This window comes from Glutamicibacter sp. MCAF14 (assembly GCF_052114325.1).
GTDB classification, from domain to species: Bacteria; Actinomycetota; Actinomycetes; order Actinomycetales; family Micrococcaceae; genus Glutamicibacter; species Glutamicibacter arilaitensis.
The window spans coordinates 1-11,930 of record NZ_JBFREO010000005.1; the positions used below are offsets into that span (position 1 = coordinate 1).

Consider the following 11,930-nt stretch of genomic DNA (forward strand, 5'->3'; position numbering starts at 1 on the left):
AGCGCGGGCACGGAGCCAGACGGCGGTTCGATTTGCTGCGACGAGAGCAAGTTGGAGACTCATGGTGCTGTCACCGCCAGCGGGTCTAATCGGCTGGCTTAGTGCTTCCATTGCGTCGCGTCGGTAGTTGATCAGTTCCGGGTTCAGCGTGTCCGCGGCTTCTTCGAGCGCTTCTGCTTTCGCTTCGGCGCGCACGGTTTCAAGCCAGCAGTTGAATGCGGTCTCGCGATCTTCGTAGCTCGGCACAGGACTTGCACCCGCGTAAACGGTTCGCACCAAATCGGTGTCTGGGTTGTGGCTCACTCCATGGTAGGTGGCAGCGTGCTTCTCATTAGCGCCCATTGGCTGGCCTCTTATCTCGTCCGTTGGCGTGGATTCCGCGCCCTAACCTGTCCGCCGCGATTTCAATATCTGCTAGCAAGTCAGCGCGGTTGATTAGTCCCTTGCGCGGGTAAAGGCGTTCGATGTAGCGCGCCGCCTCCCGAACCGCATTGGCTTCTCGTTCTTGCATGTGCTTGTCCAGCACCTCGGCAACATGAGCGCGGTGCAGGGCGTACAGCTGACCTTCCGTCTCAGCAATAACCACGTCACCGCATTTGCACCGCATACGGCTGGCTTCACTCCACGGGCGCTTGACCGTGTGCGCTTCGAGGATTTCTTGGATGTTCATGACTTCACCGCCGGGCGGTATAGGACACGGGCGGGGAGGGCAACATGGTCGGAGCCGTACCAGATGGGGTCATAGAACCTTACCCAATCGGCATTACCCTCTCCATCCGGGGACAACATCATTGGGTCATCATCCGCGTCTAGGACGATTACCCCATGTGGCAACTGGTCGAGTTCTTCCACGCTGTTCACTTCCGGCTGGGCGGTGGCGAAGTCGAGTAGCTTATGCAGAATGTCAGGTTCAATGACCGCGTGGCGTACTTCCTCGGTCGCTCGGTCTGCCAGCAGTCTCAGGTTGGCGAGCGCGTCCGGGTTTAGCGAGGGCTGGTTAGGCATTGGTTTGGCCTTTCGCTTGGCGTTCGTTCCATGGGCATTCGGGGTAGGTGTTGGCGTAGTATCCGTCGAAGTCGCACGTACGGCACACGTTCTCATTGATGTGCGCGCATGTCCGTGGATCTTTGTGGAAACGGGGCTTCACTTCCCTGCTCCAATCTCACGCGCTTTACGGGCAACAGCGAGCCATGTATCTTTGCAACTTGGCTGCATATCCCAATCCTCGACCAAGGGATAGTGCTGATGCTTCCGTTGAGCGTTGAACAGTTCCAGCGCTTCGGCTTCCAGCTCGGCTTGTTCTTTGGCTTCGGCGGTGGCGCGTTCTTGGAACTCAACAACGCGGCTCAAGTCGGAAAGGATCGTGCGGGTTACGCTCGTCGACTCTCGCTCCGGCCACCCCGCCGCTTCGAGGATTGCGAGGGCAAGTGCAGGAGCATCAGACGGGGCGAGCATGAACATGGTGTTTTCAAGGTCGAACTCCCTGATGTTCAGCCACGGGAGTTCACCGTTCCTGCCTACTTCCAGCGCCAGTCCGTCGGTGCTGTCACTGTTGAAAGTCTTGTTGATCATTTGTTTTCTCCTTGGTTGGTTCGTGCCATACGGTCGGTGTACCCATGTCCTCGGCAGCTGCCACAGAAGTCAGCGCCGCCGTAGCAAGGTTCAGCCCTGCATCGGCCACCTGATCGCCGGCCAGTGCCCTTGCACTTGGCGCATTCAGTTCCACGCCCTGTCGAATCGCACGAATCGCAGGCTACGCCGTCGGCAAGAATGCGTTTCATCTCTTGATAAGTGCGCGGCGCACTCCACCACGTCCCTTGATTTTCGATTTCCTGCCGGAACAGTGACACGATTTTGTCCCACTCTGGGAGCAGTCGATCCCAAGCCACGGACCTGCCTGCCATGCGTTTGCGTAGCGTGGGGGTGTCGATGTTCCATGAGTCGATGTAGTTCAAGCAGCGCTGCAGGTCTGACGGGTCCCACGGGTGGTCTTTTCCTCCGTAGGCGATGGCCTGCGCTGAGAGTCCAACGACGGTCATGCCTGATCACCGTCCAGGGCGCGGAGGAGTGCTTCACGGAAAGGGCGGTCATTCGTTGCCCAGCCTGCTGCCACTTCCCGCACCCTCCCTACAGCCTGCTCAGCCTGTTCGAGGCGGTCCTTCATTTCTTGCGCCCGCTCCCACACAACTTCCCAGTCGCCATCTCCGTCCTCCGGGATGATGTCCTGCGAGTTGGTCAGTTCAACAAGGTTCTTACCGTCACGCTCGATGATTGTTCCAAGCAACCGGCAGGAACGCTCCGCCTTTTCGACACGGGACAGGAGCGCGAGCACGGTAGGCGGGTCAAACGTGGCGATGTGCACAGCGTTGATTTTGTCGAAATGCGCATCACGGTACGCGATTTCAACAAGCGTTCCCTGCTCCATGCGGTGACACACAGCGTGCGTTCCGAATGGTCCTTGACCACCAAGCGTCTCCCACGGTCCAGGAGTTGCGGCTTCAGCAATCTTGCGCAGGGTATCCAGGTTGATGGTCATTTCGCACCGCCGTGGGCTGCGTACACGTCTGCCACGCACTCCGCCAACGGCAAGGATGCTGGGTGGTCTGGCGTGTGATCCGTTGGGATCGGGTGGGCTTCAAGGCATTCGCGTAAGTCTTGTTCGAACTCGGGGCTAGTGCCGAACATTGAGGCTTTCACCTCGTCGGCGGTGACAGGTGCCGTGTCCGCTACGCGGTCAGCCGGCGCACAACCAGCCAAGGCCAAAACAGCCACACCGACCAAAAGAATCCTGCTCATGATTTCCTCTCCTTGCCAGGCAACCCCGGCAATCTTGTTAGCACTACCAACCATACCAACCCTTGCACTGTTTCGCACTATATAAATGCGGAACAGTGCAAGAAGTTTCCGGGCGCAAAAACTACTCCGGACGAGCACCAGCCAGCAACGCCGCAAAATCTTTCAGCGACATCGTCACGTACTGCGAGCCAGGATCCCCAGTGCCACGCTTCTTGTGGACCACTACGCCAGCCAGAGCATCCTTGTTGCCACGCTCCAACTCCGCTTCACGCAACCACGCCGGTAGCGCCATCGTCGCAACGTCCTTGCACTCAATCGCCACAGGTTGGCCCCAAATCTTCACCCCACGCACATCCCCTAAATCCAGCGCACCGGTTTTGACTTGACGGTCAATCCCGTCATCATCCAACGCCTTAGCGAGATAATCCGCCGTAACGCGCTCAAACCTCGTGCCAGCGTTCTTCGCCGACCGCAAACTACGTCCCATCAAAAACTCCTAAATAGTTGAACCGCTCAGAATCGTTTCTAAGCGCCTAAAACACTCCCGGGCGACCTGCCACCCATCATGCACCATCCTGCACTATCGGTGGCCCTGCCTTGCCCTTACGGAAGTCACCCCACCAATCAGGCGGACCCACCCGCTGATGAAACTTCTTACACCGAGACTCCGGAACATCATGCTCCACACAATGCACCTCCCGCGCCGGCCCCTGCCGCTCCACATGAGCACCAACCCAATGAGCACCAGACTGACCAATCACCGCCGGCGTACGATTCCCCGGAACCATCGCCGCACGAACCGCAGCCACCGCCAAAGCATCCACACCACCACGCCCCCTGGCATACCCCAAAGCCTTATGCACCCCAGCCACCTCCCAATCCGGGCGGATCGAATGAATGAACGCAGCCAGCTGTCGAGACTGCAGTTCGGTGATCTGATTTTTTGGATTGATTTCATTCATCATTCCGTCTCCTCCCCCACGCGTTACGGACGTAACGACATGATGATTTCTAACCACGGATTTTAAGTACTAAGCCCATGAGACTGAGGTGAGTATAAGTACTTGGTCTTGGTCTTGGTCTTGGGCTGTTGAACCCGTCCCGAACGAACAAAGCATGTTCGGTGTGTGTTCGGGCGAACGAACGGCGAACGTTCACTTTTCAGTGTTCTTTTCTCGGGCTTTCCGCATCCGCTCGGCTGCCTTCCGCTTTTCCTCGATGACCTGCTCTTTCGTTCGCTGGTACTCAGTCCATGAAAGGAACTGCCACCCGTCGGCTGTGGTTTCCCAAAGGCCAGCGGTGACCAGTTTCCCGGCCAAAGCCTTGCCTTTCGGCCATGACATGACGAACCATTCCGGTACTGCGCCATCGGTCAAATAGTCGGTGCAATACGTGCCGGAAACGAGCCATAAACCGATCGATTCCAAACCTGCAGCTCTCACCTTCGGGTGAGAGTGCATCCGGTCATCGGCGTTGAACCAGGCCACTTTGATTCCTCCATAGTTGTTGTCGTGTCCAGTGCCATGCACCGTACTGGCACATGTAGTACTGAACTTTCAGGCTTTCGCCTTTGTAGTCACTGATGAACATGCGTAGACGTTCCGCTTGTTGGCGTGTGGGTGCCCATACTTTCCCGCACGGGCACCGCGGCAAGCGGGTCACCGGGAATTCCACCTCTTGATTGACTCCGCTATATCTTCCTCATGGCCTCCATGCTTACCTGGGGCCGGGTCAAGATTCACGACCAGCTCAATATCGTTGAGCCTCGGATCGCCATACTTGTCCGAGCATTTGGTGCAGTAATCGCCGTAGATGCTGATGTCCTCATGGTCACGGTGCCGAGTGGCAAACCCACCAATGGTCGATGACTTCCCGCACCAGCCACAACGCGTATCCTGCCAAACGTTGATGCTGACCTTGAACGGTGGCTGTGCAGGCTTAGGCAGCACTAGGCCCTCGGTGAATTCTGTACGAGTCACCCCGTACCGTTCCAAGAACTCTGTAAGTGATCCTTCCAGCGACGGCAAATGCAAAGACCACCGCTTCAAGCACTTCTTGTACTCGTCGCGTGCATGATCCAACCACTGCTTACGATTCGCCTTCTTCACCGCCTTGCCATGCAAGTCATCCTTTGACCAGCAGCAGGACGTATCTTCATCCCACTTCCTGCCAGCCCGCGCTATCGCGTGGTGCAGGTGGTTGAGTTTCAGATTCATGGAAATGCAAACGTCGTGACCGAACTTTGCCCTGTCCGCTGGCATTGCGCAGTGGTTCGAGTCAGCCATGTAATCTGATGGTGATTTCTCTCCACAGGCTGGGCATGGGTTAGGGAGCTCGTAAGAAGCGCCTGAGTTGTGAGGTGCTTCGCGCTTCGGTGTCGGTTCCAGCAGGTCGAAGATGCTCAGTTGCCCGTCGATGGTTATCATCGGCTTCGCCCCTTCAGCTGAAGGACCGCATTGGCCCGAGAGATTTCATCGAATGTGAGCCGCTCATAAACCGGCCGCTCACTCGTATGGCAACCGCATTCTTTCTTGGTCGCGCACACCTGGAACGGAGTCCAACAGCAAGACTTCTTGCAAAAGCTCACGATGCATTCTCCAACCAGCCGTCAGCCTTCACGTAGCTCTTGCAGTCCTTGCAGAAATACTCGTCAACACCATGAGTAACAGCCTTCTCCACACCGCAACGGTCACAAGCTCGCGCATACTTCGGATCAACAAGCCGAGCCTGCGGCACCTCCGCAACCGGCGATTCCACAACCACAACCAACGTCGCATCACCGACACCAGGAACGTCCTTACCCAAACGCACAAACGCCTTCGGCTCCCCGATCGTGATCACGTTGTGCCTGCGTGCTACCTTCGGCAAATCCTCGATCGCTTCAGCCTTCAAATCCTCGTACGGAATATCCGTATCCAAGACCGGCCAAACAGCTTGAAAGACACTCATGCCGCCAGCCCCTCGATCTTGTCCGGGCGGAAACCACCCCAGTGATCGTCAGCAGTGACCACCACTGGCGCTTCCAGATAGCCCAAACCCTTGACCATTTCCAGAGCTTCCAAGTCCTGCGACATGTCCACCGTTTTGAACGGGATGCCCTTCTTGTTCAATGCGATGTAGGTTGCGTTGCACTGCACGCATGACGGCTTCGAATAAACCGTGACCATGATGGCCCCTCCTGTTTTTGGGTATAGGAAAGGCAACCCCGCCCCTGCAGGGCTGCCTCTCGTGATTTAGTTAGTCGCGGTAGATGATGACCTGATTGCCGGCCACCACCCCGCCGAACGGTGAAGGCTGCTGATCAGCCAACACCAACTTCTCCAAGTCCGTCAGACCCTGGATCTTGTCCGGGTCCAACAGCACCCGGGTTTGCGTCTCGCCCTGCTTCCGGGAAACAATCGCCCCCGTAATGCCGACAATCCGCTGATACGCCACATCGTGTGCGTGGTAGGTGCGCTTATTGCCGAATCCTGGCACTTCGCGACCTACAACGTTCTGCACTTCGACCGGCGCTGGATCCCACGGGTCAGAACGGTGGCTCGTCGTTGCCTGGGCCATTCCAACCACCTCCCTGCGGGGCATCCTGCGCCTGCTTCCACGGGTCGCCGCCCGGAGCGTTCTGGCCTCCACGCGGCGCCGACTGATGGTTGTACCCGCCCTGCTGTGGCTGGAAGTTCCCTCCACCGGAGCGCTGGGTACGGGTGACCTTGGCGGACGCGAAACGGAGCGATGGGCCGATTTCATCGACTTCAAGCTCCATGACGGTGCGACGTTCGCCTTCCTTGGTGTCATACGAGCGGGACTTCAACCGTCCCTGGGCAATAACGCGCATGCCCTTCGTCAGCGACTCGGCCACGTTCTCCGCGGCCTCCTTCCACACCGCCGAGCGGAGGAACAAACCTTCCCCGTCCTTCCACTCGTTCGACTGCCGATCAAACGTGCGAGGGGTCGACGCGATCGTGAAGTTCGCAACCGCTGAACCGCTCGGAGTGAAACGCAACTCAGGATCCGCGGTCAGATTTCCAATGACCGTGATAATAGTTTCTCCCGCCATGATTAGGCCTCCTTTGGAAGTTCGAAGCTGATGTAGTTGATTCGCTTAGCGGCAACGAGGATCATGCGACCGTCAGTAGCGGGGAACTTGAGCTTCCCCGTCTCGTCTGCGATGTAGTCATAGAAGCTGACAACGTCCCCCAACGGCGCCGGAGCACCATGCAGAGACCTGCCATCGGTCAAATGCACCGCGAACGGCACCTGCGGTTCTTTCTCTTCCACGGCTAGGCCGCCTTTCGTTCTTGAATCATCCGACCGAAGTCGTTGTCGAGGATGGACCACTCACCAGTGGCCCGGTCATAAACAGGGGTTTCTTCCGGGATCTGCCACCGATGCAACTTCCACCCATATACTCGGGCTTGCTGGGCCAGATCAGCGTTGGACTCAATCAGCCCGTTCAGCTCGGCGCACATGACGATGACGTTTGCCGGCCGGTCGAGAAGCTTGCTCCCGCCCATTCCGCGTCCTGCCCGGTGTTGAGGGATATATGTGTCCTCCCGGCCCAAGCACCCGCACACGCAATGCTGATCCCGGGCCAGGTACTTCGCGAACTGCTTCCGATTCACGAGCCCTCACCCCGCCCCGCGACGCCCCACATCGCTCGGACGCTGGCACCAATCGACTGGTACGCCCGAAGCTCAGACTCCAACGCCTTCGCCAGCCTGTCCGCGTACCGGTAAGAGGCATCGGCAACATCCCGGGCGGCACGCTCCGCCTCTGTTTCCAGCTCCGCAGCGTACTTCTTCTCATGCGCCGGCCCTTCGTGTCCCATATACGCCCGAGCGAAAGCCTGATCGTAGTTTCGATCAGCGTCGAGGAACGTTTCGTAACGGGTGTTGCAGACACTTGCGGAGTTCGCGATCCGGGCGCTAATGTCCCGGATCCGCGATTCCACGTTCACGGGGTTGAGAGTATCCAGGCTCATGCCGCGGCCTGTTCGGAGTCATCCAGCGGCCACGACTGATGTTCTACGATTTCGCGGAGTGCTTGAATCTTCGAGTCAACGTCCGCGGTAGTGACCAAATGAGATTCCTGGATAACCATCGGGGCCAAGGCCTTTCCTTGAGTCCCGGAATTCAACGTCCGGTGAATGTAAATCGACACCGACCACGGAATACTGAACCACTTGTCCTCGATGTGAGCATGCACTTCCAGTGACCCACCCGGAACCTGTTCCACCAGCGGCTTAGCCTTCTCCGCCGCATACCTGGCCAACGCGAACACGCTTCCCATGTCTACTGCCCGGATCATGCTGCTTCACCCTCAATCATCAACAGCTCCGCAGTCTGTATAACCCCGCCGGCAACCAACCGGGCCAACTTCTCGTCAGCATCCTTCTCCGGCTTAGCCGACGCATACGAGGTTCCAGTCACCGAATCAATACCCGGAACCATCTCGCCGTCATCAGTCACCGAAACACCATTCGCCGCGGCCTGATCCAGCAAAGACTTCACGAACCATTCCTTCGGGACCGGGATCATCTCGATCTTGTCCGGGTGGTTCTCCTGAATCCACTTCGTCAAAGCACCCTCGTCAGTGACCTTCCAAGTGGTGCGAGGCTTCGTGCGGGTAATCGCACCAAGCACGACCTTCTCGCCGTCTAGATCGAACGACACGCTCTTGCGGTCCCCTGGCTCCAACACGGTCTCCGCGTCAGCCTTCAACGACTTCTGCAAAGCGCTGACCTTCTTCGACAGCATGTCCGCTGCCATGAACTTCTGAATGTTGTCCACAATGACTCCTAAGCTGCGTCAAGTTCCGACAACGCGGAATTGATCTGATCGATAATGCTGTCTGGTGCGCCCGAGTTGTGCGCCCACTTCTTCAAGGCTTCAAGCGCCTTCGGGTTGCCCTTTGCCTGGCTGAACTGGGCTTGGAAAATCTCTAAAGGAGACTCACCCGGAGCCGGAACCGACTGCGCTGGCTGGCTGGCGGTATCCGGTGAAGCGAACTCGCCCCGGGCCTCCTTCGCCTCCCACAAGTCGCCCTTGTGCCAAAGATCCAAAGCCGCACCGAACCGCATCCCCGCATTGCGCAGAGCGTCACCGATAGCTTCCTTGATCGCGTTGGCGCCGTTCTTGCCCTGCGCATCCCCGTACCCGAGCCGAGTCACCCCGCACACGGTCAACCGGATCCACAACCCGCCGTACCCGTCGAACTGCGGAAGGCCAACCGGATCGAATGAGAGGGGTTCCCAAGACCATTCCGGGTCCACCTGCAACAACCTGTCGGTCAGGGCTGCGTGGCCAACGAAGTCCAGGTGCATGGCCGGCAAGCCGTGGTAGCCACCGCACTCTTGACAGTTACCCTTGCGAGAATCCCGGGTGTACGGCTTCGGCAGTTTGCCAATCGCCCCAGGCTCAAACGGTTCACGCAAACGCTTCAACGCCTCAACGCGCTCCTGCTGCAGATCACTCATGCCACACGCCCCAATACATCAGTGAGAAGCACAGTGCCACCACACGCAAACGCGAAGCTGAGCACAAACACCCACTCACCACGAGAGGTCAAACGCAACCCCTCGAATTGCTTCATGAACTTCTTCATGTAAACTCCTAAATAACGAACGCTTTGGAACCGCCAAGTAGCAAAGCTTCTAATTGAGTCGCGAAACCATCTCTTTGATGGTTAGCGGCTTTTCCTTTTCCTCACGGACCGGAACCTCTGCCATGTCCACGATCTGTTCCACATGTTCCGGAGTGAACCGGATGATCCGCGGACCAAATTTCTTATGCGGCCACTTCTTCTTCCGCACGTTGTTCTGCACCGTGCTAATCGAGCACTTCAACTTGTCGGCTAGTTCGACCACCGTCAGGAAATCTTCTTCCGTCAAGCTGCCACCGCCAGCGGAGCCAGCATCCGCTTCCGAATTGCGTCGATGCCCTTCGCAGTAAGCCGAACCTGCGGAGTATCAAGAACCTTCTCCGCAGTCTCCGGGTGGTAATGCCACCGGGCCTTCTCGGTCATGCGCCCAAGATCAACCTGGGCCTGCTTGGCGCGGGGCTTACCTGAGTGGCGATAAATCCAGCCCCAGTCTTCGAGCTTCTTACGCAGTCGCCCTTCACCAATCTGGATGTTGTGATCACGAGCCAGAACCTTCGCGGCTTCATTTACGCTGTAATCCCCAGCGGTTGAAAGCAATGCGTCGAACGCTTCAGCCTTGGGTGTCAGCTCAGCGACCTTGTTGCGAGCGGCTTCGATAACCTGATGGGCTTCTACGACAGCCAAGGCCAGGAGCTCCGGCCCGGTGGGTGCGACGCTCTTGCGCTTCTCTACTTCAATGAAGTATTGCCGAGCTTGCTTACCCTTATCGGTGCGCTGGATCATCGACAGTTCCTTAGCCATGTCGAGAGTCATCGCGTGATTCATGCTCGGTCGGCCACCGGAGCTTTCGCTCAAAATTGAGCTAAAGTCCTGTCCGTCCACAAACCCGTAATCGACCATGCGTGGGAACCAATCCTTGTACGGTGTCTTGACTTCCAAGAATGCGTGCAAGTCGCGACCAGATACTGCGGTTTTGCCTTCGTGCTCCTGAATCGGAATCAGTACGTTGCTCATGCTGCTACTCCTTCAACGATTGTTAGTTCTGCTACTCCGCACTCACTAGGCAGTGCGATGGCCTCCGGCTGGATCGTCAGCTGACTGTGTATGTCGAGCCACCAAGCGGCACGCTGCACACGATCCCAAGTGATCGCTCGTCGCCCCGCCTCGTAGTGGTCGTACATCGACGGGCTAACCTTCATTGCCGCCGCCATGGCCTCACCGGTCATCCCGTGGCACAAGCGGAGGGTGCGCAAGGTCAACCCGATGCGCTCTCTGGTGTTTGTCACTTCGCGCTCCTTGATCGGGCGCCCCTGATGTTTCTTGTTCATGCACTAAGACTATGTAGGAAAGTGCAGGAAGTCAACAAGCAGAGGTGTAGGAAAGTGCAGATAAGTGCATTAAGCCATGTCAGACACGAGAATAAACTTCACACTCTTACGCCTTTTATACGCAGGAAAGTTCCCTACACTAGGTTTTGAGCGCATTTACCTACACAAAAAGTTCGGACGAAACTAAACCCATGAGCTATCAAGAACAACAACTGCAGAAGCGCATCGGCAAGCTAGTCACCGAAGCGCGATCCGCCCTAGGCATGTCCCGCCCAAAGCTGGCCAAGGAAAGCGGCGTCTCCCTCCGGACCCTCCATTCCTTCGAGCACGGCGAAACGTGGCCACAGTCCACCACCCTCAAAGCGATCAGCGACGCATTGAACTGGGACATGCACAGAATCACCAGACTCCTGGCCTCCACCAAGACCCCGGACGAAGTGACCCTGGAAGACGTGGAAGTAGACCCATGGGGAAAGGAACGCCCACGTTACGTGTCAGACCTGAGCGACGAAGAGCTCCTTGCAGAATTGACCTTCAGGTTTCACCAGCGCAATGCAGAACTGCGCAAGCTCCGCGAACCACGAAGCAACGTCACACCGTTGCGACCAGAGTTCAACGAAGCCCTACCCCACGCCGCCCACCCACCGCTACGCATGGAATCCAGCCAGTATGACGATCTGGGCGAAGACCCTCAGGACTAAGTGTCCTACCCGGCCTATAGGCTGTGCTCATGTTTGACCCTTGGAATGTCATTGGGGCCAATCCGTGGATCGAGATACATCACGTTCGAATGCCGGACGGTAAGCCAGGCGCAACGGACGGCATCAAAACAATATGGCTGGACGAGCGCCTGACCGCTCGTGAACGCCGTTGCGTACTCACGCACGAACTGATCCACCTGCAGTACGAGCACGACGATTGCCAGGTGCCGAAGGTTGAGCGCAGAGTGCGCACTGAGACTGCGCACTTGCTTGTGCCATGGCCGTCGCTCGCGTTATTCGAGCAAGTGGATCTGGCCACGCTCGCGGAGGAATTGCACGTCACTGATCTGGTGCTGGAAGATCGACTGCGGAGCCTAAGTGAACTGGAAGTTGAATTGTTACGCGAGAGCGGCGTGACGATTTCCTGCGATGTGTCATGGTGACACAAGGCATTCCGTCTATTGCACCGCCTTGCACTATGTTCGCGCTATTACGCATCGCAAAACAG

The 11,930-nt window shown here is 57.5% G+C and carries 26 protein-coding genes; 2 read left to right on the forward strand and 24 right to left on the reverse strand.

Annotation, left to right across the window (positions count from 1 at the left end; genetic code table 11):
- From AB4Y71_RS11935 to AB4Y71_RS12050, 24 genes are all read right to left on the reverse strand, one after another.
- Positions 1-342: hypothetical protein (locus AB4Y71_RS11935; protein ID WP_441720615.1), on the reverse strand; the 342-nt coding region annotated here is incomplete at its 3' end.
- A complete protein-coding gene (locus AB4Y71_RS11940; RefSeq protein WP_441720617.1) occupies positions 332-670 on the reverse strand; it encodes a hypothetical protein in 339 nt (112 codons plus the stop codon). The genes AB4Y71_RS11935 and AB4Y71_RS11940, both read right to left, overlap by 11 nt.
- The gene (locus tag AB4Y71_RS11945; protein WP_441720619.1) at positions 667-1,005 is read right to left on the reverse strand and encodes a hypothetical protein; all 339 of its coding nucleotides are present in this window, start codon (positions 1,003-1,005) and stop codon (positions 667-669) included. Before AB4Y71_RS11945 ends, AB4Y71_RS11940 begins: the two co-directional genes overlap by 4 nt.
- 138 nt (positions 1,006-1,143) lie before the next feature.
- Positions 1,144-1,572 (reverse strand): hypothetical protein, encoded by a 429-nt coding sequence (locus AB4Y71_RS11950; protein ID WP_441720621.1) that lies wholly within the window; start codon positions 1,570-1,572, stop codon positions 1,144-1,146.
- On the reverse strand, positions 1,547-1,726 hold the full coding sequence (locus tag AB4Y71_RS11955; protein WP_441720623.1) for a hypothetical protein: 180 nt from the start codon (positions 1,724-1,726) through the stop codon (positions 1,547-1,549). Before AB4Y71_RS11955 ends, AB4Y71_RS11950 begins: the two co-directional genes overlap by 26 nt.
- Positions 1,727-2,035: 309 nt before the next feature.
- On the reverse strand, positions 2,036-2,536 hold the full coding sequence (locus AB4Y71_RS11960; RefSeq protein WP_441720625.1) for an ead/Ea22-like family protein: 501 nt from the start codon (positions 2,534-2,536) through the stop codon (positions 2,036-2,038).
- Positions 2,533-2,796, reverse strand: a complete 264-nt coding sequence (locus AB4Y71_RS11965) for a hypothetical protein (protein ID WP_441720627.1) — start codon at positions 2,794-2,796, stop codon at positions 2,533-2,535. The genes AB4Y71_RS11960 and AB4Y71_RS11965 overlap by 4 nt, the downstream gene beginning before the upstream one ends.
- Before the next feature lie 121 nt (positions 2,797-2,917).
- Entirely contained in the window at positions 2,918-3,283 is a 366-nt protein-coding gene (locus AB4Y71_RS11970; RefSeq protein ID WP_441720629.1) for a hypothetical protein, read from the reverse strand.
- Positions 3,284-3,359: 76 nt separating this feature from the next.
- Positions 3,360-3,761, reverse strand: a complete 402-nt coding sequence (locus AB4Y71_RS11975) for a hypothetical protein (RefSeq protein ID WP_441720631.1) — start codon at positions 3,759-3,761, stop codon at positions 3,360-3,362.
- Positions 3,762-3,950: 189 nt separating this feature from the next.
- Entirely contained in the window at positions 3,951-4,283 is a 333-nt protein-coding gene (locus AB4Y71_RS11980; RefSeq protein WP_441720633.1) for a hypothetical protein, read from the reverse strand.
- A gap of 171 nt (positions 4,284-4,454) precedes the next feature.
- Positions 4,455-5,222, reverse strand: a complete 768-nt coding sequence (locus AB4Y71_RS11985) for a hypothetical protein (protein WP_441720634.1) — start codon at positions 5,220-5,222, stop codon at positions 4,455-4,457.
- 157 nt (positions 5,223-5,379) lie between these two features.
- Entirely contained in the window at positions 5,380-5,745 is a 366-nt protein-coding gene (locus AB4Y71_RS11990) for a hypothetical protein (RefSeq protein ID WP_441720635.1), read from the reverse strand.
- Entirely contained in the window at positions 5,742-5,966 is a 225-nt protein-coding gene (nrdH, locus tag AB4Y71_RS11995) for a glutaredoxin-like protein NrdH (protein WP_441721032.1), read from the reverse strand. The genes AB4Y71_RS11990 and nrdH overlap by 4 nt, the downstream gene beginning before the upstream one ends.
- 67 nt (positions 5,967-6,033) lie before the next feature.
- Positions 6,034-6,354, reverse strand: a complete 321-nt coding sequence (locus tag AB4Y71_RS12000; protein ID WP_441720636.1) for a hypothetical protein — start codon at positions 6,352-6,354, stop codon at positions 6,034-6,036.
- Positions 6,323-6,850 carry a single-stranded DNA-binding protein gene (locus tag AB4Y71_RS12005; RefSeq protein WP_441720637.1) on the reverse strand — a complete coding sequence of 176 codons (528 nt, stop codon included), beginning with the start codon at positions 6,848-6,850 and terminating at the stop codon, positions 6,323-6,325. The genes AB4Y71_RS12000 and AB4Y71_RS12005 overlap by 32 nt, the downstream gene beginning before the upstream one ends.
- Positions 6,851-6,852: 2 nt before the next feature.
- Positions 6,853-7,071, reverse strand: a complete 219-nt coding sequence (locus tag AB4Y71_RS12010) for a hypothetical protein (protein ID WP_441720638.1) — start codon at positions 7,069-7,071, stop codon at positions 6,853-6,855.
- A gap of 2 nt (positions 7,072-7,073) precedes the next feature.
- Complete coding sequence (locus AB4Y71_RS12015) at positions 7,074-7,307, reverse strand: hypothetical protein (RefSeq protein WP_441720640.1); 234 nt, start codon at positions 7,305-7,307, stop codon at positions 7,074-7,076.
- A gap of 104 nt (positions 7,308-7,411) precedes the next feature.
- A complete protein-coding gene (locus AB4Y71_RS12020) occupies positions 7,412-7,774 on the reverse strand; it encodes a hypothetical protein (RefSeq protein ID WP_441720641.1) in 363 nt (120 codons plus the stop codon).
- The gene (locus AB4Y71_RS12025; RefSeq protein WP_441720643.1) at positions 7,771-8,100 is read right to left on the reverse strand and encodes a hypothetical protein; all 330 of its coding nucleotides are present in this window, start codon (positions 8,098-8,100) and stop codon (positions 7,771-7,773) included. The genes AB4Y71_RS12020 and AB4Y71_RS12025 overlap by 4 nt, the downstream gene beginning before the upstream one ends.
- Positions 8,097-8,582 carry a hypothetical protein gene (locus AB4Y71_RS12030; RefSeq protein ID WP_441720645.1) on the reverse strand — a complete coding sequence of 162 codons (486 nt, stop codon included), beginning with the start codon at positions 8,580-8,582 and terminating at the stop codon, positions 8,097-8,099. Before AB4Y71_RS12030 ends, AB4Y71_RS12025 begins: the two co-directional genes overlap by 4 nt.
- An 8-nt stretch (positions 8,583-8,590) precedes the next feature.
- Positions 8,591-9,268: a hypothetical protein gene (locus AB4Y71_RS12035; RefSeq protein ID WP_441720647.1), complete on the reverse strand. Its 678-nt coding sequence runs from the start codon at positions 9,266-9,268 to the stop codon at positions 8,591-8,593.
- 177 nt (positions 9,269-9,445) lie between these two features.
- Positions 9,446-9,682, reverse strand: a complete 237-nt coding sequence (locus AB4Y71_RS12040; RefSeq protein WP_441720649.1) for a helix-turn-helix transcriptional regulator — start codon at positions 9,680-9,682, stop codon at positions 9,446-9,448.
- Positions 9,679-10,407, reverse strand: coding sequence for an antA/AntB antirepressor family protein (locus AB4Y71_RS12045; protein ID WP_441720651.1), 729 nt, complete (start codon positions 10,405-10,407; stop codon positions 9,679-9,681). The genes AB4Y71_RS12040 and AB4Y71_RS12045 overlap by 4 nt, the downstream gene beginning before the upstream one ends.
- A complete protein-coding gene (locus AB4Y71_RS12050) occupies positions 10,404-10,679 on the reverse strand; it encodes a helix-turn-helix domain-containing protein (protein ID WP_441720652.1) in 276 nt (91 codons plus the stop codon). The genes AB4Y71_RS12045 and AB4Y71_RS12050 overlap by 4 nt, the downstream gene beginning before the upstream one ends.
- 233 nt (positions 10,680-10,912) lie before the next feature.
- Here AB4Y71_RS12050 and AB4Y71_RS12055 point away from each other — a divergent pair, with 233 nt between their 5' ends.
- The gene (locus tag AB4Y71_RS12055; RefSeq protein WP_441720654.1) at positions 10,913-11,422 is read left to right on the forward strand and encodes a helix-turn-helix domain-containing protein; all 510 of its coding nucleotides are present in this window, start codon (positions 10,913-10,915) and stop codon (positions 11,420-11,422) included.
- Positions 11,423-11,451: 29 nt separating this feature from the next.
- Complete coding sequence (locus AB4Y71_RS12060) at positions 11,452-11,865, forward strand: ImmA/IrrE family metallo-endopeptidase (RefSeq protein WP_441720656.1); 414 nt, start codon at positions 11,452-11,454, stop codon at positions 11,863-11,865.
- Positions 11,866-11,930: the final 65 nt, after the last annotated feature.

What these genes read in the sequence shown, in the direction of transcription:
- AB4Y71_RS11940 (WP_441720617.1), bottom strand. Translation starts at nt 670, where the DNA reads ATGAACATCCAAGAAATCCTCGAAGCGCACACGGTCAAGCGCCCGTGG.
- AB4Y71_RS11945 (WP_441720619.1), bottom strand. Translation starts at nt 1,005, where the DNA reads ATGCCTAACCAGCCCTCGCTAAACCCGGACGCGCTCGCCAACCTGAGA.
- AB4Y71_RS11950 (WP_441720621.1), bottom strand. Translation starts at nt 1,572, where the DNA reads ATGATCAACAAGACTTTCAACAGTGACAGCACCGACGGACTGGCGCTG.
- AB4Y71_RS11960 (WP_441720625.1), bottom strand. Translation starts at nt 2,536, where the DNA reads ATGACCATCAACCTGGATACCCTGCGCAAGATTGCTGAAGCCGCAACT.
- AB4Y71_RS11965 (WP_441720627.1), bottom strand. Translation starts at nt 2,796, where the DNA reads ATGAGCAGGATTCTTTTGGTCGGTGTGGCTGTTTTGGCCTTGGCTGGT.
- AB4Y71_RS11970 (WP_441720629.1), bottom strand. Translation starts at nt 3,283, where the DNA reads ATGGGACGTAGTTTGCGGTCGGCGAAGAACGCTGGCACGAGGTTTGAG.
- AB4Y71_RS11975 (WP_441720631.1), bottom strand. Translation starts at nt 3,761, where the DNA reads ATGATGAATGAAATCAATCCAAAAAATCAGATCACCGAACTGCAGTCT.
- AB4Y71_RS11985 (WP_441720634.1), bottom strand. Translation starts at nt 5,222, where the DNA reads ATGATAACCATCGACGGGCAACTGAGCATCTTCGACCTGCTGGAACCG.
- AB4Y71_RS11990 (WP_441720635.1), bottom strand. Translation starts at nt 5,745, where the DNA reads ATGAGTGTCTTTCAAGCTGTTTGGCCGGTCTTGGATACGGATATTCCG.
- AB4Y71_RS12000 (WP_441720636.1), bottom strand. Translation starts at nt 6,354, where the DNA reads ATGGCCCAGGCAACGACGAGCCACCGTTCTGACCCGTGGGATCCAGCG.
- AB4Y71_RS12005 (WP_441720637.1), bottom strand. Translation starts at nt 6,850, where the DNA reads ATGGCGGGAGAAACTATTATCACGGTCATTGGAAATCTGACCGCGGAT.
- AB4Y71_RS12015 (WP_441720640.1), bottom strand. Translation starts at nt 7,307, where the DNA reads ATGGGCGGGAGCAAGCTTCTCGACCGGCCGGCAAACGTCATCGTCATG.
- AB4Y71_RS12020 (WP_441720641.1), bottom strand. Translation starts at nt 7,774, where the DNA reads ATGAGCCTGGATACTCTCAACCCCGTGAACGTGGAATCGCGGATCCGG.
- AB4Y71_RS12025 (WP_441720643.1), bottom strand. Translation starts at nt 8,100, where the DNA reads ATGATCCGGGCAGTAGACATGGGAAGCGTGTTCGCGTTGGCCAGGTAT.
- AB4Y71_RS12035 (WP_441720647.1), bottom strand. Translation starts at nt 9,268, where the DNA reads ATGAGTGATCTGCAGCAGGAGCGCGTTGAGGCGTTGAAGCGTTTGCGT.
- AB4Y71_RS12045 (WP_441720651.1), bottom strand. Translation starts at nt 10,407, where the DNA reads ATGAGCAACGTACTGATTCCGATTCAGGAGCACGAAGGCAAAACCGCA.
- AB4Y71_RS12055 (WP_441720654.1), top strand. Translation starts at nt 10,913, where the DNA reads ATGAGCTATCAAGAACAACAACTGCAGAAGCGCATCGGCAAGCTAGTC.
- AB4Y71_RS12060 (WP_441720656.1), top strand. Translation starts at nt 11,452, where the DNA reads ATGTTTGACCCTTGGAATGTCATTGGGGCCAATCCGTGGATCGAGATA.